We start from the raw sequence: 20,247 nt of genomic DNA on the forward strand, positions 1-20,247 counted from the left end.
GCGGGCCGCCGTCCCGATGACCGGACGGTGACCTGCCCGCGCTGCCTCGTGGGGACGGCGGCAGCGCGCCACCCGGACCGGGCGGCGGTCACTCACTCGAGGAGTGACCGCCGTCCGATCTGATGGGCCCCCGGGCGTATCAGCCCGTCGTCAGCGGACTGCGCCCATGGTGCGGGTGAACTCCTCCGGGTCGGCGTCGAAGCCCTGCAGGCGGGCGTCGAGGGACCAGGCCCCCGAGTCGTCTCGGGTGAACACCGCGACCGTGGCGGCAGTGGCGGACGGGATGGCGTCGAAGTCACCCTGGGCGAGGTCGGTGTGCCCCTCGCGGATCCGGACCCCCGTACCGGCGATGTCGGCAAAGGTCGCGCGCCGCCCACCGGTGTCCTGAATGAGCACCCCGACCACCACGCGGTGCAACTCCGATGCCATCCGGTCGAGTTCGAGGGTCATCACCTCGTCGAAGCCGAAGCCCTGGCCCGTGTGGCTGTCCCGGTTCAGGGTGATGGTCCCGTCGGGTGACCGGCTGCCGAAGTGGACCAGGTGGACGGGTACCCCGTGCAGGTCCGCGGCGCCGTACACCGCGGCCACGATGTCGAGGTCGTGCGCGGGCCGTTCGGCGGGGCTGGGGTCCCACCTCAGCGCGACCTCGACCTTGGCCAGACCCTTGCGTACACCGGTCACCGAACTCCCCCTTCGCTTACGGGTATTGCCCGGCCATGTTCCCACGTGTCCCCCGCCGCGGTCCGAACGACCGTACGTTCCCGGCCAGTGCGTCGCTCATGTGGCGAGGTCGACGCGTACGGTCTCCACCCAGGCCGGGGGCGCGGGCGGGTTCGCCCCGACCAGCGCGGCGATCAGCCGGCAGGACGGTGTCTCGTCCGGCCACGGCGTGTACCCGTCGGTCAGCACGACGACGACGTTCGGCCGGTCGGGCAGGGCCAGCGCGGCGCCGATGCCGACCCGCATGTCCGTGCCCCCGCCGCCCGCCAGGGTCACCTCGCCCGCGCTTCTCACCCGGGTCACGGCGTGTACGTCGGCGTCGCAGGCCAGTACGGCGACCCGGTTGCCGCCGACCCCCACCTCCCGCAGGACGCCGGTGACTTCGGCCAGCGCGGCCGCGAGGTCGTCCGGGCCCATCGACCCCGAGGTGTCGATGACGATCGCCACCCGCGGCAGCGGCCTGCGCAGGCTGGGCAGCACCACCCGGCCGCCGAGCGCGGGAGTGCGGCGCGAGGGGCGGCGGTACGTGTAGTCCACCGCGCCGGCCGCCCAGGCGGCGGCCTCGCGGACCGCTCCGGACAGGGCGCGGCGCCAGTCGACGGTGGGCTCCAGCAGCTCCTGCGCCCACCGGGCCCAGCCCGCGGGGATGGTGCCCCGGGTGCGCTGCTGGGCCCGTACGGCTTGGGCGGTCTGCCGGCGCAGCGCCTCAGCCTCCACCGGGCCGACCCGGGCGGGGCCCCCGTCCTCCCCGAGCTCCCAGGGCATGGGGGTGCCGTGCGCGCCGGATCCGCAGTCGACCCCGTGGGGCGTGGGCGGGATCGCGGGCAGGTAGGCCTCGAACAGGCCGCCGGTGGCCAGGCCGAAGAGCCTGGGCTCCATCCGCCCCTCGGGCAGCGCCAGCCCGTCGGCGAGCAGGTCGTCGTTGATCTCGCAGTCCTGGGCGATGTTGACCCGGACCGGATCGCGCTGGTCGGCGGCGGGCAGTCGCTCGGCCCGGCCGTGGTGGTCGCGCAGCAGGTGCGCCACCTCGTGGATCCACACCCCGGCCAGCTCGACGACCGGGGTCGCCTCGACGAAGGCGGGCGAGACGTAGCAGCGCCAGTGCCGGTCGACGCCCATGGTGCGCACGCCGTCCGAGGGGACGACGGTGAGGGCGTACAGGGCGGAGGCGAGGTACGGGCGGGCTTCGGCGGCCTTGTAGCGGGCTGCCAGCAGCTTCGCGCGGTCCAGGCTCACGGCGGGCCGGGCTCAGCCGCCGCCCGGCAGGGAGCCGGACAGCTGGAGCAGTTCCACGAAGGCGTCGATGCCGGCGGGCACGGGCCAGTCGAGGTCGCGCATCGCGGCGAGGTCGGCGGCGGCGCGGGCGGCCACGTCGGGCACGCCCGCGTCCACGGCCTTGGCCAGGACGGCCCAGCCCGCCTCCCAGCGGGGGCGGGTGAGCTCGCTCTGCACGGCCGCGACCACGGCGATGAGGAAGGCCAGCTGCCGGTCGCCGCGTTCGGGCAGGGCGAAGGCGTCCGGGTCGGCCAGCACCCGGTCCGGGTCGGGCAGGTCGAGGTGTTCGAGGTACGAGAGCAGTTCGATCCCGGCGGCTTCGCCCACGGCCCCGGTGAGCGCCATGGCCAGTGCCTCCCGGCCCGTCGAGGCCGCGTACCCCGTGGCCAGCAGCCGCAGGGCCATCTCCCAGGTGCGCGGGGAGGGCCAGCCGCGGCCCCGTGCGGCGGCCTCGGCCGGCATGTGGTGGACCAGGCCCGGCCGGGCGGTGAGGAAGCCGGAGACCGCGCCGCGGGCCCGGGCGACCGAGCCGGAGGCCTTGGCGGGATCGACGGCCGGGATCGCCACCTCGGGCCAGGTGCCGGCCATGCCACGGGCCACGGTGCGCGGGTTGTGCGTCCAGTCGAGGTGGACGAAGCGGTTGGCGAGCGGCGGGCTGAGGTGCCAGCCGTCGGCTGCGCTGGCGGGCGGATTGGCCGCGGCGACGATCCGTACGGCCGCCGGGAGTTCGAGGCTGCCGACCCGGCGTTCCAGGACCACGCGCAGCAGGGCCGCCTGCACGGCGGGCGGGGCGGAAGACAACTCGTCGAAGAACAGCAGCCCGTGGCCGGTCCGGGCGAGGCGTACGGCCCAGTCCGGCGGGGCCATCGGGACACCCGTGGTGGCGGGGTCCTCGCCGACGATGGGCAGCCCGGCGAAGTCGGAGGGCTCGTGGACGCTGGCGATGACGGTCTCCAGCTCCACGCCGAGCGCGGTCGCGAGCTGCTGCATGCCGGCGGACTTGCCGATGCCCGGCTCACCCCACAGCAGGACGGGCTGATTGGCCGTCACGGCCACGGCCAGTGCCTCGAGTTGGGGGTTGGTGGCGGGTTCGGTGCGGATGGCGCTCAGCCGGGCGCCCAGGGCGTCGGCGGCGGCCAGGGCCCGGGCGGGCTGCGGCTGGGCACTCATGCGTCCTCGCCCTCGTCCATGTACTCGTCGAACCAGTCGGCGCCGATGCCGGGGAACTCCTCGTCGACCCGCTGCCGCAGGAAGGTGAGGTCCGTGCGCTTGTAGCGGCGGATCTCCTGGGACAGCGACAGCTCCATCTCGTCGACGACGTCGATCCGGGAGCCGGCCGCCAGCAGGGCCCTGACCAGATCCGCCGAACCGCCCCAGTGCACCGCGGAGTGCAGCGGGGTGCGCTCGTGCTTGTCCCGCGCCTCCAGGTCGAGTCCCGCCGCGAGCAGCCGGGGCAGCAACACTTCGTGGTCGAGCAGGTGGAGTTCGTGCAGCAGTCCGCGTCCGCGGGCGTTCCGGATCCGGGGGTCCACGCCCGCGTCCAGCAGCGCCACGACCGCCGGGGTGTCCCCGTGCTGGACGCGCAGGAAGAGCTCCCGCTGCTGGGCCCGCAGGGCGCGCGGCAGCCGCCCCTCGCCCGTGGTCCAGGTCTGCTGAACGGCGAAGCACCCGGAGACCGCGCCGCCGAACGCCCGCATGGCGCGCTCCCGTTGCTGCTCCTCCGGGGTGTGCGGCACGTCGAGTACGCCGCCCCGCGAGCGGACCTCGTGCCACGCGCCGCGGCAGCGCACCCGTACCGGCTTCCCCGTGTCGGGGCCGGGCGGGCCCGCGGCCGGTCCGGCGTCGGGGAACAGCGCGGCGGCCACCACCGGGTGCAGCTCGCGCGGGGTGATCCGGCCGGTGCGCACCAGTTCGAGGTCGGGGAGGCGCTTCCAGATGTACCTGGGCAGGTACGGGACGGTGAGCGCCTCCTCCGTCTCCATGAAGCGGGCCCGGAGCCGGTCGGGGCCGTCCGGCTCCACCAGGAGGTGGGTGCGCCAGTCGGCCGCGATCCGGTACCGGTCCCCCGCGCCGGCCGCCACGAGCCGCCCCACCTCCGGCACGAGCCGGGTGAGGTCGATCGGCATCCGCTCGAAGAGGGCCGTGGGGTCCACCGGACGCTGATAGGGCTGTGGGGTGGGCACGGTCAGGTCGCACTCGATGCCCGCGGCCTCGTACGCCGCGGCGATGTCCCCCTGCGCGTGGAGCAGCGTGATCCGTTGGGCGCGGCCCTCCGGGTCGCCGAAGCGGGCGCCCAGCTCGGATGCGCGGCGGGCGTCCCAGAACGGCCGGACCACGGTCCAGTCCTCCGGGACGAAGCCGCGGCCCGTGTACCGGTTCCACTTCATCGGGACGACCGGCTCGCAGTGCAGGCGCAGGCGCTGCGCTCCCTCGGTCATGACGGGCGTGGTGAGCGACAGGGTCGGGCCGTCGGCGCCACCGTACGAGGCGAGCAGGATCCGCAGGTCGGTGTCGATGGTGGTGCGGCCGCCCAGGAGCCGGGGCAGGTGCCAGCGCAGCAGGTCCGGGGCGAGGTGGCGGAGGTCGTCCTCGACGGCCTCGGCGACGGAGGCGCCGTAGCGGGCCGCGATCTCGGGCAGGTCGAAGCCGATGTCCACGCCGGCGCAGGCGCAGGCCGACTGCCAGTCCCCGGCCAGGCGGTGCGCGGTGGCCTGTTCGATCATCCAGCCGGGTACGGCGTACCGGCGGATCCGCTGCCAGGTCGGGACGTCCTCGGGCCGGAGGCCGCCGGGCAGTTCGGCGTGCTCCGGGCTCACCGGTACACGCTGCCGATGGCGCGCAGGTCCGGGTGGGCGGCCCGGGCGGGGCGGAGCCGTTCGGTGAAGGAGCGCTTCACGCGGCGGGGCAGGCCGGGGCCCAGGCCGACGTATTCCAGGGGGCTGTCGGCGGGCACCGCGGCGAGCAGGCTCTTCGCGCCGCGGCCGGTGAGGCCGGTGTGCCGCAGCTCCAGCCGGCGCAGGGGGCTGCCGGGGAGGGCGGCGGCCAGGGCGTACGCCCCTTCGTCGCCGGGGTCGTTGCCGGTGGCTCCGAGGCTCCGCTCGGACATGGTCCGCCCGAGGTCCAGGGCTTCGATGCCGCCGAGGGCGCCGGCCAGGGAGCGCGCTCCGGCGGCGCCGATGCCGTTGCCGCCGAGGCCGAGGCGGACCGGGTGCGGGGAGTCCGCCGCGGCGGTGGCGAGGGTCGCGGCGCCCTCGTCGCCGAGGTGGTTGGCCGGGACGTACAGCTCCCGCACCCCGGCCTCCCGGATCATGGCGGCGAGCAGCGGGGCGGTGTCGGGGCCGAGGCCGTTGCCGCCGAGGAAGAGCCGCTCCAGGGGCTGCTCGCGTTCCAGCAGGGCATCGAGCAGGAGGCGTACGCCGTCGGCGCCGATCCCGGTGTTGACCACGTCGAGGGTGCGCAGGGCGGTGTTGCGGCGCAGCAGCGCGGCCAGGGTGCGGGCGCCGTCCTCGAGGAGCGGGTTGCGCTTGAGCCAGAGGGCCCGGACGGTGGTGTCCTCGGCGAGGGCGCCGGCCAGGGCGCTCACCCCGTCGGGGCCGATCCGGTTGCAGCCGAGGTAGAGGGTGTGCAGGCCGTGGCCGCCGGTGAGGGTCCCTGCCAGGGTGCGGGCGCCCTCGTCGCCGATGGCGTTGGTGCCGAGCAGCAGGTGGGTGGCGTGCGCGGAGGCGGCCGCGGCCGGCAGCAGCCGGGCCGCGCCGCCCGGGCCGAGTCCCTGCTTGCAGAGGTCGACGCGGCCGTCCGTGCGCAGGGTGCCGAGCGGAAAGGCCTCGTCGGTCTCGACCGGCCGGTCCGCCGCGAGCCGGGCGAGCAGCGGGTCGAGTCCGGCCGGGTCGGCCGCGGGCACGTCCGGGTGCTCGATCGCGGGGCACCGTACGGGTGTCGGCTGTGTCATCACCACTCCACCGGTTCCTTCGCCGGTGCCCGGCGTCCATCACGACTTGAGACGAAGACGCAAGACCGGTCGGATTCGAACCGACGTCCTCCAGCTTGATGCGTGGGCGCGACGACCTCTGCGCTACGGCCTTGCTGCGGACGATCATACCGACCCGGCGGCCGAAAATCGATCACCAGTTTGAGGCATCGATTCCCGACTGCCCTGATAGGTCTACCAGTTGCCGTCCTGTACTGGTTTGCCCGGCCTCGGGGTGTTTTCAAGCGGCTTGACCTGTGCGGGGTCCGGCTCCGCCCACGGGGCGTGGTCGTCACCGAGCCACTCCCCCACCGGCTGAACCCCGGTCAGGGCCCCGGAGGGCGCGAGGTCGGCACCGGACTCGTCGCAGTAGTCGAACCCTGGCAGCCCGGCCCGGGTGTAGGCGGCCCGGTCCACCGGCGAGGGCGGCTCCTCGCCGGTCACCTGCCCCTCGACGGTGGCGCCGAGCCCCAGCGGCACGGCGACGAACTGGCGCACCGTCCCGTCGCCCGAGTTGATCCCGTCCGCTCCCCCAGTCCCGGCGACAGTGCGTGCGTGCCCGATTCGGGCAGCCACAGGGTCCGGATGAAGCGGATTTGCACCCCTTCACCCAGGAGCAGCGCATTCCCATCGACTCGTACCGAACCTGCCCCCATGCCCGCCCTTTCTCCAGCTCCGGGCCGAACCCGCCACAGAATCTGCGGCCGAACCGGATTGTTATCCTCAAGTTTTGCTCAGATGTAGTGACGCTGCGCCCGTCGCCTTCCTAGCTTCCTCGTACACGTGTCTCGATGTCCCCCCACGTACCCGCGGTTCCGCGTGCCCCAGCGACCCTGACGGCCGTCCCGCGTTTTTCGAGGAAAGAGTGCAGCAATGAAGGTTCCCCAGGCCGGCGCGGTCGCCGCAGTGATCGCCCTCGCCCTGACCACCTCCGGGTGCGGCGGTGACGATCAGGCCAAGGGGACCCTCTCCATCGGCATCAAGTTCGACCAGCCGGGCATCGGCCTTCGCGAGCCCGGCGGGATCTTCTCCGGGTTCGACGTGGACGTGGCCACCTACGTGGCCAAGCAGCTCGGCTACCCGGCGGACCGGATCGAGTTCAAGCAGGTCTACAGCAACGACCGCGAGCTGCTGCTCCAGTACAACGAGGTGGAGTTCGTCGCCGCGAGCTACTCGATCAACGAGAAGCGCAAGGAGAAGGTCGACTTCGCCGGGCCGTACTTCGTGGCCCACCAGGACATCCTGGTCCGCGCCGCCGACACCTCCATCACCAAGGCGGAGGACCTCAACAACAAGAGGCTCTGCTCGGTCACCGGCTCCACCTCGGCGGAGAACATCAGGAAGGGGCTCGCCCCCAAGGCGAGCGTGCTGGAGCTCCCCGGCTACTCCGAGTGCCTCGTCGCCCTCCAGGACAACATCGTCGACGCCATGACCACGGACAACTCCATCCTGGCCGGGTACGCGGCCAGCAAGGGCAACGAGGGCAAGTTCAAGCTGACGGGCCAGAACCTGAGCAACGAGAGCTATGGCATCGGGGTCAAGAAGGGCGACAAGCAGCTCCAGGTCAAGATCAACGCCGCGCTGAAGAAGATGGTCGAGGACGGCTCCTGGGAAGCGGCCGTGAAGAAGAACTTCGGCCCCGACTACAAGTACGAGCCGGCCCCGCCGATCACAACGGGCAGCTGACGATCGTCGAGGCGGTGGCCGGGTCCGACCAGTCGGCGTCGAAGCGGGCGTTGACCACGTAGAGCCGGTCCCGGTACACGGCCGCCGTCGTCGGCTCGTCGAAGCGCGGGTCGGTGATCTGCCGGACGAAGCGGGCCCGGCGGCCGTCCCCGCTCAGGGTGAACACGTCGACGGCGTAGCTCCAGTTGCGTACGACGTACAGCGTGCGGCCGTGGACCACGAGTCCGTCGCCGTTGCCCACCGACCCGCCGTCCAGGACGGTCCGGGTGGCGGCGCCGGTCCGCGGGTCGACGCGGAAGAGCGCCTGGGCGGTGTCGTGCACCACGAGCAGGGCCCGGCCGTCGGGGGTCCGCTCGATGCCGTTGGCGCCCCAGTACGCACCGCCGGGCGGAACCGGGACCCATTCCCCGCCGAGCCCGAGGGCGCGCGGGGCGGCGCCCGCGCCGGTGAGCTCGCGCCCGGCGGGCAGGAAGTACAGGACGTCGTTGAAGGAGTCGGTGAACCAGGCTCCGCCGCATCCCACGATGACGTCGTTGACGAAGGTGGCGCCGGTCGCGGCCTGGTGGGTGGCCAGCATCCGGCCGTCACCGGCGTGGACGACCCGGATCTGACCGCTGGCCCCTCCCGCGACCAGCAGCCTGCCGTACGCGTCGAGCTTGAGCCCGGCCGAGGCCGGCCCCTGCCCCTCGGTGATGATCCGGCCGGTGCCGGTGGCCAGGTCGGCCCGGTAGATGGAGCCGTCGATCAGCGAACCCGTGTAGGCCACGCCCCGGGCGGAGACGGCTATGCCCTCGGGCTGGAAGCCGGGCGGGGTCGCGAGCGTGTCGGGCCGCCCGGCGGCGGACGGAGCGGCTTCGGCCGGGCGCGCCCGGGCGACCGGGGCGAGCGGACCTGCGAGCGCGGCGCCGCCGAGGGCGGCGGCCGCGCCGATGAACCTGCGCCGACCCAGGGGTCCAGTCACGGCGGTGTCCTTTCGACTTCCTTGGCACGAGCGATGGTTGACCCTTCTACCTCAGCACATCGCCCGCGCCCCGTCTGTCCCGGAACCGGCCAGTCCCCCCCTGCCGTTCGGCCGGGGACGCACGCGCTCCGCCGCCCCCGGCCGGCCCTCGGTCAGGCCACCGGGGCCTTCCCGCGCAGCACCGTCAGGAACTCCCGCATCCAGCGCGAGTGGTCGGGCCAGGCGCGGGCCGACACGAGCGTGCCGTCGACCACGGTCTCGGAGTCCTCGAACTCGGCGCCTGCCGCCTTCATGTCGAGCTCCAGCGCCGGGTACGCGGTCACCCGGCGGCCGGCCAGCCCCCCGGCCGCGGCCGTGATCAGCGGACCGTGGCAGATCTGGGCGATCGGCTTGTCCGACTCGGCGAACGCGGCCAGGATCCGCCGCACCTCGGGGTCGTTGCGCAGGTACTCCGGCGCGCGGCCGCCCGGGACGACCAGGGCCGCGTAGTCCTCGACGACCACGTCGGCGAAGGCCACATCGGCCGGCCAGGTGTAGCCGGGCTTCTCGGTGTAGGTGTCGAAGCCCTCCTCGAAGTCGTGGACCACGAAGCGCAGCTTCTTCACCGACGGCGCCGCGATGTGGACCTCGTACCCCTCCTCGCGCAGGCGCTGGTACGGATACAAGACCTCCAGCGACTCCGCCGCGTCACCGGTCACGATGAGGATCTTCACTGCCATGGGCTGCTCCAGGAAGGGCTGTTCACGGTCGGACCGGCCCCCGCGGGGCCACCGCTACCCTGCCCGCGGCGCGCGGACGGCACACACCAAGCTCCCCGCTCCGGACACATGGTTTTCACCTGTACGGCACATGACAATGTGATTCTCGCTCTGCCACCTGACACCCCGCCAATTCCCCGGGCGGGGACGGTGCGTGTGGAGAGGTACCCCCACGTGATGAGAATCTCGCGCCTGACTCCCTGGGCCGCCTGCCTCGCGGCAGCCGCCCTGTTCGCCGTACCGGCCGCCGCCTCCGCCGGCCAGCAGCGGACGGCGGAGCCCCTGTCCGCCGCGGCCGCGGTCGACAGCTACTACGCCCCCGCCGAGGGCAAGACCGGAGCGGCCCTGAAGGCCGCCCTGCACGACATCATCAAGACCCAGTCCAAGGTGTCCTACGACGGCGTGTGGAACGCCCTCAAGGTGACGGACCAGGACCCGGCGAACCCCGACAACGTCATCCTCGTCTACTCCGGCCGCTCGCAGTCGAAGTCCACCAACGGCGGCGGGGCCAACGACTGGAACCGCGAGCACGTCTGGGCCAAGAGCCACGGCGACTTCGGCACCGCGACCGGTCCGGGCACCGACCTGCACCACCTGCGCCCCGAGGACGTCACCGTCAACAGCACCCGGGGCAACAAGGACTTCGACAAGGGCGGCAGCCCCGTCAGCGAGGCCCCCGGCAGCTTCACCGACGCCGACTCCTTCGAGCCGCGCGACGCGGTCAAGGGAGACGTGGCGCGGATGCTGCTCTACATGGCCGTGCGCTACGACGGCGGCGACGGCTTCGCGGACCTGGAGATGAACGACAAGGTCAACAACGGCTCGGCCCCCGCCCTGGGCCGGATCAGCGTGCTGAAGCAGTGGAACCAGATGGACCCGCCGGACGCCTTCGAGCAGCGCCGCAACCAGGTCATATTCGACACCTACCAGCACAACCGGAACCCGTTCATCGACCACCCGGAGTGGGTCGCCTCCATCTGGTGACCCCCACGCGACCCCGGGCCGGGCCCCTACAGGGCCGGGTAGTCCGTGTACCCGCGGGCATCTCCGCCGAAGAAGGTGGAGGTGTCCGGGGTGTTGTACGGGCCCTCCGTGCGCAGCCGCGCCGGAAGGTCGGGGTTGGCCAGGAAGAGGGCCCCGAAGGCGAGCAGGTCGGCGGTGCCCTCCTCGATCAGGGTGAGCGCCCGGTGGTCGGTGGGGCCCTCGGTCGCCGGGTTCAGCACGAGCGGGCCGCTGAACTGCTTGCGCAGCGCCAGCGTGGTCTCCCGGGCCTCGGGACCGTGCTCCAGGATGTGCAGGTAGGCCAGCCCGAGCCCGTCGATCTCCTTGACCAGGGCCTCGTAGGCGGGCTGCGGGTCGGGCTCGTTGATGCTGTTGTACTGGTTCCCGGGCGAGATCCGCAGCCCGGTGCGCTCGGCGCCGATCGCGGCGGCGACCGCCTTGACCACCTCCACGGCGAAGCGGATGCGGTTCTCGGTGGTGCCGCCCCACTCGTCGGTGCGCTGGTTGGAGCCCGGGGCCAGGAACTGGTGGATCAGGTAGCCGTTGGCACCGTGCAGCTCGACGCCGTCGAACCCGGCCTCGACCGCGTTGCGCGCGGCCTCGGCGAAGTCGGCGATGGTCGCCCGCACCTCGGAGCCGGTCAGCTCGTGGGGGGTCACGAAGTCCTTGAGCCCCTCCCCGGTGAAGACCTGGCCCTCGGCGGCGACCGCGGAGGGTGCCACCGGGATCAGACCGTCGGGCAGCAGACTCGGGTGGCCGATCCGGCCGGAGTGCATGATCTGCGCGAAGATCCTGCCGCCCGCGGCGTGCACCGAGCCGGTGACCTCGCGCCAGGCCGCGACCTGCTCGGCGCTGTGCAGGCCGGGGGTGAATGGGTAGCCCTGCCCGACGGCGGAGGGCTGGATCCCCTCGGTGATGATCAGCCCGGCGGAGGCGCGCTGGGTGTAGTACTCGGCGACGAGGCCGGTCGCGATCCCGCCCTCCGCCGCCCGGCTCCGGGTCATGGGAGCCAGTGCGATCCGGTTGGGGAGGAGCCCGCCGGCGATGTGGACGGGTTCGAATGCGCTGGTCATGTCTGCCTCACAGAATTAGTTGGTCGGCCAATGAAGGGCTGCGGGATGCAGCGTACCCCATTACTTGGCCGACCAAGGTAAAATCTGCAGGGCGGGTAGGATCCGCAGCACGAGACGAAATGAGGACCCCTGCCATGACCGCGCAAGCAGCCCGGGAACCGCGCACCGAACCCGCCTGTACGGCGGTGCCCGGCGCCGTGCTGGACGGGCCGGTCAGTCACGCCATCAGCCGCGTGGCCCGGCTCCACCGGATCGCCGCGGGCCGCGCCCTGCGGGATCTGGGTCTGCATCCGGGGCAGGAGTTCCTGATGATGCACCTGTGGGACAGCGGGGCCGTGCGTCAGTCCGAGCTGATCAAAGCGGTGGGCCTCGACCCGTCCACGGTGACCAAGATGCTCCAGCGCCTCGAACAGGCCGGACACGTCCGGCGCCGCCCCGACCCGGCCGACCGCCGCGCCTCCCTGGTCGAGGCCACGGACGCCAGCTGCGGGCTGCTCGTCGAGGTGCGCAGGGCCTGGGGCGAGCTGGAACGCCAGACCCTGAACGGCCTGGACGCGTCGGAGCGCGCCGAACTGACCCGCCTGCTGGGCAAGGTGGAGACCACGCTCTGCACCGAGCTCACCCGGAGCGGCGGCGGGGACTGCGACACGACCTGTTAGGGCGGGTCCACGCGGTCGGCGAGGGACTGGAAGCCCGTCCACGGCAGAGCCGGGGTGCGGGCGTCCCAGACCTTCTGGGAGAGCGCGGCCAGCGGCATCCGGATGCCGGCCGCCACCTGGGCCTGGGTCTGGGCACCGGACAGGTCGGCCCATATGGCGAGGCGCCCGCCCAGGATCTGGTCCGCGTACTGCGCCGGGACGGCGGTGGTGCCCCGCAGGACCAGCGGGGTCCACTGCTCGTAGATGCGCCGGCCGGTGGGGTAGGTGAACTGGTTCGGCTCGCCCAGCACGTAGTACAGGTACTCGTCGTTGAGGTTCACGAGCTTGCGGCCCTCGCGCAGGTACTCGAGCGGCGGGCGGGCGCCGATCTCCTTGCCGGTCCAGTACTCGACCTGGATGTCCTTGGCCGCGCTCGCGACCCCGCCGCGGAAGAAGCCGTCGTTCCAGGCCTTCAGCGCCTTGCCCGACGGGCGCACGGTGTCCGCGCGGTCGTTGAGCCAGCCCGTGGCCAGGTCCTGCACCCGTGCCGCGGCCCCGTACCGCTGCCGGGCCGCGCTCGCGAGCTGCGGGAAGGAGGCCTCGGGGTTGCTGACCACCAGCGCCTGGTACTCGTCGGCGCCCAGGTGCCAGGCCCCGCCGGGGAACAACGGCCGGTACTCGCGGAGCAGTTCGTCGACGAGCTTCGCGGACGCGGGGTTGGCTATGTCCACCGCCCCCTTCACCGCCCTGCCCTGTGCGTCGCGCAGCTGGAGCTCGGGGTGGACGCGCAGCACCGCGCCGAGGTGTCCGGGCGAGTCGATCTCCGGGACGACCGTGATGTGCAGGCGGGCGGCGAGTGCGGTGATGCTCCGCACCTGGGCCTTGGTGAGGTGCGGGGTGGAGACGATCTCGGGGTGGCTGTCGGACTCGATGCGGAAGGCCTGGTCGTCGGAGAAGTGCAGGCCGAGCTGGTTGAGTTTCAGATCGGCCATCTCGCGCAGCCGGTCCTCGATCCAGACGGGGGTGAAGTGCTTGCGCGCTATGTCGAGGTTGAGCCCGCGCTGGGGCTTTGCCGGGCCGTCGCGCACGGTGCCCTCGGGGGCCGAACCGGCGCTCCGCACGGCCTGTTTGAGGGTGCGGGTGCCGTAGAAGACCCCGGCCTCGTCGGGGCCGGTGACGCGGACCCGGCCGTCCTTGACCTCGAGGGTGTAGGACTCGGGCGTGCCGGAGCCCTTGGCGCCCAGGGACAGGTGCACGTCGCCGGGGCCCGGCTCCGCCGATTCGGCGTACCCCATGCGCAGTTCACCGGCGAGCAGCCTGCCCTCGTCGGCCAGGGCGGCCTTGTCGCCCGGGTCGACGACCACGCGGGCCCCGGGGGCGGGCTTCCAGCCGGGGCCCCGGGCGGGCACGTGCTCCCGTACGGCCGGGATGGTGCGCGGGGCGACGGACAGGGCGTAGGACGGCGTCGGGGACGGGGCGGCCTCGGCGGGCGCCGCAGAAGGGGAAGGGGAAGGGGCCGGCGAGCCGGCCGGGGTACTGGTACCGGGAGTCGGCTCGGCCGGGGCGCGGGCCTCGTCGGAGGCGGCCGTGCAGCCCGGGACGGCAAGGGTGACCAGTGCGGCGACCGTGGCCGTCGCTATGACGTGGCCTCTCACGTGAAACCTCGGATTTCGCATCATGCGCCCGTGTCCCCCGTACCCAACCTGGCACGGGGGACACGGGCGCGCGACCCGGCGGTCTCAGACCAGGGCGTCGAGCGCGGCGGCGGCGAAGCCGTGGTCCTGCTCGGGGGCGCCGCCGCCGACGCCGATGGCGCCGATGAGACGGCCGTCGCGGTGCACGGGCAGCCCGCCCGCGATGAACAGCAGCGGACGGTCGAGGGCCGTGGGCAGGGTGTGGAAGGGACCGCCGGGCTGGACGGCGGCGACCAGGTCGGCGGTGGGCGCGTTCAGCTGGAGCGCCGTGAAGGCCTTGCGGGTGCTGGTCTCGCCGGAGATCAGCACGGCGCGGTCGTCGCGGCGGAAGGCGAGCAGGTGGCCGCCCGCGTCGAGGACGGTGACGCTGACCGTGGCCCCGGCCGCTTCGGCGGCCGCCGTGGCGGCGGCGACGAGCAGCTCGGCGTCCTCGGTGGTCAGCGGGGCGACGGCGGTGCGGATGGCGCTGGACATGCGGGTTTCTCCTAGCGGGGGGTGTGTACGGGGGAACGGGGGCGGGTCAGTGGTGGGCGGGTGCGGCGGCGGCCGCCTCGGGGGCCGCGGACGCGACCACCGTGCCGCCGCGTACCGCGTGTCCCGCCGTACGGCGCTCCAGAGCTCCGGAGACGAGGGCGAGCACCAGGGCGGAGGCGGCCAGCGCCGCGCCGACCCAGTTCGGGGCGGTCCAGCCGAGGCCCGCGGCGATCACGAGGCCACCGAGCCAGGCGGCGAGCGCGTTGCCCAGGTTGAAGGCGCCGATGTTGACGGCGGAGGCCAGGGTCGGCGCGCCAGCGGCCTGGTCGAGGACCCGCTTCTGGAGCGGGGGCACGGTCGCGAAGCCGAGGGCACCGATGAGCACGATGGTGACGGCGGCGCCCGCCTTGGTGTGGGCGGTGAGGGTGAAGACGGCCAGGGTGACGGCGAGCGCGCCCAGGGAGACGTACAGCATCGGCATCAGCGCACGGTCGGCGTACCGGCCGCCGATGAGGTTGCCCGCGACCATGCCGAGGCCGAAGAGGACGAGCAGCCAGGTCACGGAGGAGTCGGCGAAGCCCGCGACGTCGGTCATCATCGGGGTGATGTAGGTGATCGCGGCGAAGACGCCGCCGAAGCCGAGCACGGTCATCGCCATCGCCAGCAGCACCTGCACGTTGCGGAAGGCGGCCAGCTCGCTGCGGATCCGTACGCCGCCTTCGGGCCGGGGCAGTTCGGGGACCAGGCGGGCGATGCCGAGCAGGCCGAGGACTCCGAGCCCGGCGACGATGAGGAAGGTGACGCGCCAGCCGAGGGTCTGGCCGACGAGGGTGCCGAGCGGGACGCCCACCACGTTGGCCACGGTCAGGCCGGTGAACATCATGGCGATCGCTCCGGCCTTCTTCTCGGGGGCGACGAGTTCGGCGGCGACGACCGCTCCGATGCCGAAGAAGGCTCCGTGGGCGAGCGAGGCGACGACGCGGCCGGTGAGCATGACCCCGAAGGCGGGGGCGAGCGCGGAGAGCACGTTGCCCGCGATGAACAGGCCCATGAGCAGCATCAGCATCCGCTTGCGGGGGATGCGGGTGCCGAAGACGGTCATCAGCGGCGCGCCGAGCACCACGCCGAGGGCGTAGCCGGTGACCAGGAAGCCCGCGGTGGGGATGGAGACGCCGTACTCACCGGCGACCTCGGGCAGCAGGCCCATGATCACGAACTCGGTGGTGCCGATGCCGAAGGCCCCGATGGCGAGGGCGAGGAGGGCGAGAGGCATGAGGGGAGGTGTCCTTCACGGGGAGGGGGTGGTGCGGGGGTGGCGGGCGGCCACCGGGACGACACGTTGCTGTCGCCGCTTACGTGCGTCCACATTAATTGCAGACGCGGGATATCTGCAAGCGCGGGCTATTGCGGAGGTGGCCTATCCTGGTGGTCACACGCGATGTCACACGCGATGTCACACGCGATGTCACACGCGATGTCACACGCGGTACCCGCTTCGAAGGAGGAGCCCATGACGGCCACGGACAGCGCGCTCACCGCCCTCTCCCAGGGATGGTGCGCCCTCTCCCTCCTGCACGGGCGGATCGAGACGCACATCGAACGGGCGCTCCAGGCGGGGCACGGCCTCAGCGTGCGCGAGTTCTCGCTGCTCGACGTCCTGAGCCGCCAGCACAGCGGGCCGGGCGGGCACCTGCGCATGCACCAGGTCGCCGACTCGGTGGTGCTCAGCCAGAGCGCGACGACCCGCCTGGTCAGCAGGCTGGAGGACCGCGGCCTGCTGAGCCGCTACATCTGCGACACCGACCGGCGCGGCATCTACACCGACGTGAGCGAGGCGGGCCTGGCCCTGCTGGCCGCCGCCCGTCCGACGAACGACACCGCCCTGCGCGAGGCACTGGACGAGGCCGCGCGCAATCCCCAGCTGGCCGCGCTGGTCGCGGTGGTCGAGAACAGCCGCCCGGCTACCGCCTAGGGGTGGCCGGCGGCACCGCGGACGGGCTGGCGGACGGCGCCGAGGAGGCCGAGGGCGGACGCACGCCGCCCGGGACGGGCCTGGCCGACGGCGACACCGAGGCCGAGGCCGAGGACGGCGGCGAGGGCCGGGGGATTCGGATTCCGGCGCTGGTCCAGGCGTCGGAAGCTCCGGCGGCGCGGCGGGCGGCACCGGGCGGACCGGTGCGGGGTCCGGGGCGAGCACGAGGTAGCCCACCACGGCAGCGGCCGCCGCGGCCAGCCCGGCCAGGGGCAGCCCGAGCCCGCGCAGCCGCAGCAGGGGGAAGCGACGTACGTGCGGCCCCGGCGGATCGGCGGGCCGCAGCTCGCGGACGGTGATCCCGGCCGCGCGGGCGTCGAGGGCCTGCCGCAGCCGCCGCTCGATCCCGTCGTGCGCCGTGCGCGTCATATCCGTCCCTCCAGAATCCGTTCCAGCGCGTCCAGCCCGCGGCTCGCGTTCGACTTCACCGCTCCCCGGCTGATCCCGAGGGTGCTCGCGATCTCCGCCTCGCTGAGGTCGGCCCAGTACCGCAGCACCAGCACCTGGCGGCGGCGCGGCGTCAACCGGCCGAGCGCGGTGAGCACTTCGCGGTGCGCCTCGTCGATCACCACGTGCGCCTCCGCCGACGGTACGTCGGCCGGCGCGGCGGGTGTCCAGGCCCGGGCGGTCCGCCGTCGGCGCAGGACCGAGCGCGAGGTGTTGACCACGGCGGTGCGCAGGTAGCCCAGGGCGTTGTCCACCTCGGTGATGTGCTCCCCGTGGCGGCGGTACAGGGCCGTGAAGGCGTCCTGGACCACGTCCTCGGCGGTGGCCAGGTCGTCGACGAGGAGCACCGCCAGCCGGACCATGCGCAGGCGGTGCGCGTGGTAGAGCGCGGTGACGGTGGGCGGCGGGTCCTCCCGGCCGACGAGGTCGTGCGCGTACGAGTCCGCGTACACGTCCTTGTACGGGCGAGGAGGGACCGGCGGGGCGGAGCGGTCGCGGCGCAGCAACGACCACAGGCCCCGCCACACCCGGTCGATGACGGGCATGGCGGGGCCGGCGGTCGGTACGAGGTGGAGCACAGGGTCCTCAGCCGTTGGCGCGGCGCCGCACGGTGTACAGGGTCCCGGCACCGGCGGCGATGAGCACGGCGGCCCCGGCCCCCAGTGCGGCGGTGGTCGCGGAGGAGCCAGTATGCGCGAGCTCGGGCCCGCCGGGCGAGACGGCCGGTGCGGGCGCGGCACCCGGAGCCGCGGGGCGGCGCTGGGCCGGGCGCTCGGCTCGACGCTGGAGGCGGGAGCGGGAGCGGAAACGACGGGCTTGACCCCGTCGGCCGGTGCGGGGGCGGCGCTGGGCTGCGCGGAGGCAGGAGCAGGAACGGGAGCCGGCGTGGCCGAGGCGCCGCCGGTGGCGGACGCCGGCCCGGCGAGAGCGACGACCACTCCGGCTGCGGCCGCGGTGACGGCCGCCCGGCAAAGGGTGCGGGGGACTCGCTTGTGGTTCTTCACGGTGGTTCTCCACGGTCGGGTCGAGGGCGCGGGACCGCACCTTCACCCCCGCACGACGCGCGACCCCCGCCGAGGTTGCCGCCGATCGCCGAGAATTTTCCGCAGGGCCGTGCCCAGCGTGGCGACACCCTCCTCGATCTCGCCCGCCGAGCCGGCCGCGTAGCCCAGGATCAGGCCCGGCGGGCCCGGGGCGAGGCGGTGCCACGACAGCGGGTGGGTCTTGACCCCCAGGGCCAGGGCCGCCGAGGCCAGCGCGGTGTCCTCGAAGTCGGCGCCGTCGAAGGTGACCATCAGGTGCAGCCCCGCGGCCGCGCCGTGCACCCGGGCCCCCGGCAGCCGGTCCGCGACGGCCCGGAGCATGGCGTCCCTGCGGCGGCGGTGGCGGCGCCGGACGAAGCGCAGGTGCCGCTCCAGCTCCCCCGAGTCCATCAGCCGGGCGAGGACCAGCTGGGCGAGGACCGGGTTGCCGAGGTCGGCGTAGCGCTTGGCGGCGGTCACGGCCTCGCTCAGGCGCGGCGGGACCAGGAGCCAGCCGAGGCGCAGGGCCGGGGCCAGCAGCTTGGAGACGCTCCCGGCGTAGCAGACGCCCTCGGGCAGCAGGGCGCGCAGAGCGGGGACGGGGGCCCGGTCGTAGCGGTGCTCGGCGTCGTAGTCGTCCTCGATGACCACTCCCCCGTCGGCCGCCCAGCCGAGCAGTTCCCGCCGGCGCTCGCCGTCGAGCACGACCCCGGTCGGGAACTGGTGCGCCGGCGTGAGCAGGACGGCCCCGGCCCCGCTCGCCCGGAGCCCGGCCACGTCCAGCCCGAGCTCGTCCACCCGTACCGGAACCGTCTCCAGCCGCCCGTACTCCAGCTGCTGCCGGGCCCCGAGCGAGCCGGGATCCTCCACCGCGACACGGCGTACCCCGTCCTCCCGCAGGACCTGCGCCAGCAGCCCCAGGGCCTGGGCGACTCCCGCGACGATCACCACCTCGTCGGGGTCGGCGCGGATCCCCCGGTTGCGGGCCAGCCAGCCGACGACCGCCTCGCGCAGTGCGGGCGCGCCCTGCGGGTTGCCGTAGCCGAAGTCGGCCGGGGTGAGTCCGGCGAGCACCCGGCGCTCGGCCTGGAGCCAGGCGGTACGGGGGAAGGCGGTCAGGTCGGGGACCCCGGGCGAGAGGTCGATCCGGCAGGGCACGGCCCGCAGGGCGTCGACGAGCCCCCCGCGCGCGGGAACGGCCGCAGGCGCGGCCACCGGCGGCGGGGCGGCGACCACCACGGTGCCGCCCCGGCCGCGGCCGGACACCTGGCCGGTCTCCGCGAGCCGCTGGTACGCCTCGGTGACCAGCCCCCGGGAGACGCGGAGTTCGGCGGCGAGTACGCGGCTGGCCGGGAGCCTGCTGCCGACCGGCAGGGTGCCGTCGGCGATGGCGGCGCGGAGCCGGCCCGCCAGCCAGTCGGTGCGGCCGCCGGGCGGGGCCTGGCCGATGTCGAGCTGGAGGAAGTCCGATCCGCTTTTGGACCCCTCGTTCGCGCCTTCATTGGACCTGCTCACAGGACCATTGTGCCGCGAGGGTGGACGACATGAAGAGCATGAAAGCCATGAAGGGCGCGAAGGCCGCGCAGACCCCGTCCCTCGCCTTCCGGGACCTGGCACCCGGCATCGCCGGGATGGCGCTGGTGGGCAGCAGCGTCACCGTCTCCCGCTCCCTCGTCGACGCCCCGCTGTTCGCCGTCCAGGCCGTCCGGTACGCGGCCGCCGCACTGCTGCTGCTCGCCCTCGCCCGGGCCGCCCGGGTGCCCGTCCTGCGGCCTCGCGGCCGCGAGTGGCTGTGGCTGGCCGGGGTCGCGGCGACCGGGCTGGTGCTGTTCAACGTGGCCGTCGTACGCGGGGTCGCGCATGCCGAACCGGCCGTCATCGCCGTCGCGGTGGCCTCCGTACCGATTCTGCTGGGGCTGATCGGCCCGTTCCTGGAGGGCAGGCGGCCCAGCCGCCAGGTGCTGATGGCGGCGCCCGTCGTGGTGGCCGGGGCCGTGCTCGTGGAGGGGACGGGCCGGACCGACGCCGCCGGGGTGGCCTGGGCGGCGCTCGCGCTGGCCTGCGAGGCCGGGTTCACCCTGCTCGCCGTGCCGGTGCTGCGCAGGCACGGCCCGTGGGGGGTGTCCGTGCACGCGGTGTGGATGGGTGCGGTGATGCTGGCGGGCCTCGCGATGTGTCTCGAGCACCCCGCCGACCTGCTGGAACTCGGCGCGGCCCAGTGGGCGGCCGCCGCGTACCTCGCCGTCCTGGTGACGGCGGTGGCGTTCCTGCTCTGGTACCGCACGGTGGCCGCCGTGGGCTCCGGCCGGGCCGGACTGCTGACCGGGGTCGCGCCGCTCGCCGCGGCGGGCACCGGGGTCCTCACGGGCGGCGGGGTCCCGGGGCCGGCGGTGTGGCTGGGCCTGGTGGTGGTCATCGCCGGGCTGGCGGCGGGACTCCGGCCGCCACGCCGCGCGGCCGAGCCGCTCCCGCACCGCGAGCCCGCTTCCCCTTGAGGG

18 protein-coding genes and 2 pseudogenes are annotated in these 20,247 nt (G+C 73.9%); 5 read left to right on the forward strand and 15 right to left on the reverse strand.

Annotated features, from left to right (window positions below; translation table 11 throughout):
• Positions 1-150: 150 nt before the first annotated feature.
• The 7 genes and pseudogenes from OHA89_RS04835 to OHA89_RS04865 form a co-directional block, all read right to left on the reverse strand.
• Complete coding sequence (locus OHA89_RS04835) at positions 151-681, reverse strand: TerD family protein (protein WP_266613070.1); 531 nt, start codon at positions 679-681, stop codon at positions 151-153.
• Positions 682-777: 96 nt separating this feature from the next.
• A complete protein-coding gene (locus tag OHA89_RS04840; RefSeq protein ID WP_257552928.1) occupies positions 778-1,956 on the reverse strand; it encodes a DUF2201 family putative metallopeptidase in 1,179 nt (392 codons plus the stop codon).
• Positions 1,957-1,968: 12 nt separating this feature from the next.
• Complete coding sequence (locus tag OHA89_RS04845; protein WP_406365383.1) at positions 1,969-3,165, reverse strand: AAA family ATPase; 1,197 nt, start codon at positions 3,163-3,165, stop codon at positions 1,969-1,971.
• Positions 3,162-4,811, reverse strand: coding sequence for an ankyrin repeat domain-containing protein (locus OHA89_RS04850; protein WP_406365384.1), 1,650 nt, complete (start codon positions 4,809-4,811; stop codon positions 3,162-3,164). The genes OHA89_RS04845 and OHA89_RS04850 overlap by 4 nt, the downstream gene beginning before the upstream one ends.
• Positions 4,808-5,944 carry a gala protein gene (locus OHA89_RS04855; RefSeq protein ID WP_406365385.1) on the reverse strand — a complete coding sequence of 379 codons (1,137 nt, stop codon included), beginning with the start codon at positions 5,942-5,944 and terminating at the stop codon, positions 4,808-4,810. The genes OHA89_RS04850 and OHA89_RS04855 overlap by 4 nt, the downstream gene beginning before the upstream one ends.
• Positions 5,945-6,004: 60 nt before the next feature.
• Positions 6,005-6,077: pseudogene (locus OHA89_RS04860) on the reverse strand.
• An 80-nt stretch (positions 6,078-6,157) separates the two neighbouring features.
• A pseudogene (locus OHA89_RS04865) lies at positions 6,158-6,618 on the reverse strand (hypothetical protein).
• A 217-nt stretch (positions 6,619-6,835) separates the two neighbouring features.
• Here OHA89_RS04865 and OHA89_RS04870 point away from each other — a divergent pair.
• Positions 6,836-7,648, forward strand: a complete 813-nt coding sequence (locus OHA89_RS04870) for a glutamate ABC transporter substrate-binding protein (RefSeq protein WP_215149096.1) — start codon at positions 6,836-6,838, stop codon at positions 7,646-7,648.
• Here the strand turns inward: OHA89_RS04870 and OHA89_RS04875 are convergent.
• Together OHA89_RS04875 and OHA89_RS04880 are read right to left on the reverse strand one after the other, a co-directional pair.
• Positions 7,632-8,609 carry an SMP-30/gluconolactonase/LRE family protein gene (locus OHA89_RS04875; RefSeq protein ID WP_266613078.1) on the reverse strand — a complete coding sequence of 326 codons (978 nt, stop codon included), beginning with the start codon at positions 8,607-8,609 and terminating at the stop codon, positions 7,632-7,634. The two genes, OHA89_RS04870 and OHA89_RS04875, sit on opposite strands and share 17 nt — an antisense overlap.
• A 152-nt stretch (positions 8,610-8,761) precedes the next feature.
• Positions 8,762-9,328: a DJ-1/PfpI family protein gene (locus OHA89_RS04880; protein ID WP_266613079.1), complete on the reverse strand. Its 567-nt coding sequence runs from the start codon at positions 9,326-9,328 to the stop codon at positions 8,762-8,764.
• Between the two features lie 216 nt (positions 9,329-9,544).
• Here OHA89_RS04880 and OHA89_RS04885 point away from each other — a divergent pair, with 216 nt between their 5' ends.
• On the forward strand, positions 9,545-10,351 hold the full coding sequence (locus OHA89_RS04885; RefSeq protein WP_266613080.1) for an endonuclease I family protein: 807 nt from the start codon (positions 9,545-9,547) through the stop codon (positions 10,349-10,351).
• Between the two features lie 26 nt (positions 10,352-10,377).
• Here OHA89_RS04885 and OHA89_RS04890 read toward each other — a convergent pair whose 3' ends face one another.
• The gene (locus OHA89_RS04890) at positions 10,378-11,442 is read right to left on the reverse strand and encodes an alkene reductase (protein ID WP_215149100.1); all 1,065 of its coding nucleotides are present in this window, start codon (positions 11,440-11,442) and stop codon (positions 10,378-10,380) included.
• Between the two features lie 134 nt (positions 11,443-11,576).
• Here OHA89_RS04890 and OHA89_RS04895 point away from each other — a divergent pair, with 134 nt between their 5' ends.
• Positions 11,577-12,101, forward strand: a complete 525-nt coding sequence (locus OHA89_RS04895; protein WP_266942092.1) for a MarR family winged helix-turn-helix transcriptional regulator — start codon at positions 11,577-11,579, stop codon at positions 12,099-12,101.
• On the opposite strand, the gene OHA89_RS04900 is transcribed toward OHA89_RS04895, so the two are convergent.
• The 3 genes from OHA89_RS04900 to OHA89_RS04910 all read right to left on the reverse strand — a co-directional run bounded on the left by OHA89_RS04900 (position 12,098) and on the right by OHA89_RS04910 (position 15,521).
• Positions 12,098-13,756: a beta-N-acetylhexosaminidase gene (locus OHA89_RS04900; RefSeq protein ID WP_406368391.1), complete on the reverse strand. Its 1,659-nt coding sequence runs from the start codon at positions 13,754-13,756 to the stop codon at positions 12,098-12,100. The two genes, OHA89_RS04895 and OHA89_RS04900, sit on opposite strands and share 4 nt — an antisense overlap.
• 63 nt (positions 13,757-13,819) lie before the next feature.
• Entirely contained in the window at positions 13,820-14,248 is a 429-nt protein-coding gene (locus OHA89_RS04905) for a heme-binding protein (protein WP_215149102.1), read from the reverse strand.
• A 46-nt stretch (positions 14,249-14,294) separates the two neighbouring features.
• Entirely contained in the window at positions 14,295-15,521 is a 1,227-nt protein-coding gene (locus tag OHA89_RS04910; protein WP_266613087.1) for an MFS transporter, read from the reverse strand.
• Positions 15,522-15,758: 237 nt separating this feature from the next.
• On the opposite strand from OHA89_RS04910, the gene OHA89_RS04915 reads away from it, so the two are divergent.
• Positions 15,759-16,220, forward strand: coding sequence for a MarR family winged helix-turn-helix transcriptional regulator (locus tag OHA89_RS04915; RefSeq protein WP_257552939.1), 462 nt, complete (start codon positions 15,759-15,761; stop codon positions 16,218-16,220).
• Between the two features lie 425 nt (positions 16,221-16,645).
• Here the strand turns inward: OHA89_RS04915 and OHA89_RS04920 are convergent, their stop codons facing one another.
• Both OHA89_RS04920 and OHA89_RS04925 read right to left on the reverse strand, forming a co-directional pair.
• Positions 16,646-17,305: an RNA polymerase sigma factor gene (locus tag OHA89_RS04920; protein ID WP_266613091.1), complete on the reverse strand. Its 660-nt coding sequence runs from the start codon at positions 17,303-17,305 to the stop codon at positions 16,646-16,648.
• 468 nt (positions 17,306-17,773) lie between these two features.
• Positions 17,774-19,264: a PLP-dependent aminotransferase family protein gene (locus OHA89_RS04925; RefSeq protein ID WP_406365389.1), complete on the reverse strand. Its 1,491-nt coding sequence runs from the start codon at positions 19,262-19,264 to the stop codon at positions 17,774-17,776.
• 29 nt (positions 19,265-19,293) lie between these two features.
• On the opposite strand from OHA89_RS04925, the gene OHA89_RS04930 reads away from it, so the two are divergent.
• Positions 19,294-20,244, forward strand: a complete 951-nt coding sequence (locus tag OHA89_RS04930) for an EamA family transporter (RefSeq protein ID WP_266613094.1) — start codon at positions 19,294-19,296, stop codon at positions 20,242-20,244.
• The last annotated feature ends 3 nt before the right edge of the window (positions 20,245-20,247 follow it).

The organism is Streptomyces sp. NBC_01546, from assembly GCF_045208355.1.
Taxonomy (GTDB): Bacteria; Actinomycetota; Actinomycetes; order Streptomycetales; family Streptomycetaceae; genus Streptomyces.

Coding starts and splice junctions, on each gene's coding strand:
- OHA89_RS04900 (WP_406368391.1), bottom strand. CDS start 13,756: ATGCGAAATCCGAGGTTTCACGTGAGAGGCCACGTCATAGCGACGGCC.
- OHA89_RS04930 (WP_266613094.1), top strand. CDS start 19,294: ATGAAGAGCATGAAAGCCATGAAGGGCGCGAAGGCCGCGCAGACCCCG.
- OHA89_RS04895 (WP_266942092.1), top strand. CDS start 11,577: ATGACCGCGCAAGCAGCCCGGGAACCGCGCACCGAACCCGCCTGTACG.
- OHA89_RS04905 (WP_215149102.1), bottom strand. CDS start 14,248: ATGTCCAGCGCCATCCGCACCGCCGTCGCCCCGCTGACCACCGAGGAC.
- OHA89_RS04890 (WP_215149100.1), bottom strand. CDS start 11,442: ATGACCAGCGCATTCGAACCCGTCCACATCGCCGGCGGGCTCCTCCCC.
- OHA89_RS04870 (WP_215149096.1), top strand. CDS start 6,836: ATGAAGGTTCCCCAGGCCGGCGCGGTCGCCGCAGTGATCGCCCTCGCC.
- OHA89_RS04845 (WP_406365383.1), bottom strand. CDS start 3,165: ATGAGTGCCCAGCCGCAGCCCGCCCGGGCCCTGGCCGCCGCCGACGCC.
- OHA89_RS04880 (WP_266613079.1), bottom strand. CDS start 9,328: ATGGCAGTGAAGATCCTCATCGTGACCGGTGACGCGGCGGAGTCGCTG.
- OHA89_RS04855 (WP_406365385.1), bottom strand. CDS start 5,944: ATGACACAGCCGACACCCGTACGGTGCCCCGCGATCGAGCACCCGGAC.
- OHA89_RS04885 (WP_266613080.1), top strand. CDS start 9,545: ATGAGAATCTCGCGCCTGACTCCCTGGGCCGCCTGCCTCGCGGCAGCC.
- OHA89_RS04915 (WP_257552939.1), top strand. CDS start 15,759: ATGACGGCCACGGACAGCGCGCTCACCGCCCTCTCCCAGGGATGGTGC.
- OHA89_RS04910 (WP_266613087.1), bottom strand. CDS start 15,521: ATGCCTCTCGCCCTCCTCGCCCTCGCCATCGGGGCCTTCGGCATCGGC.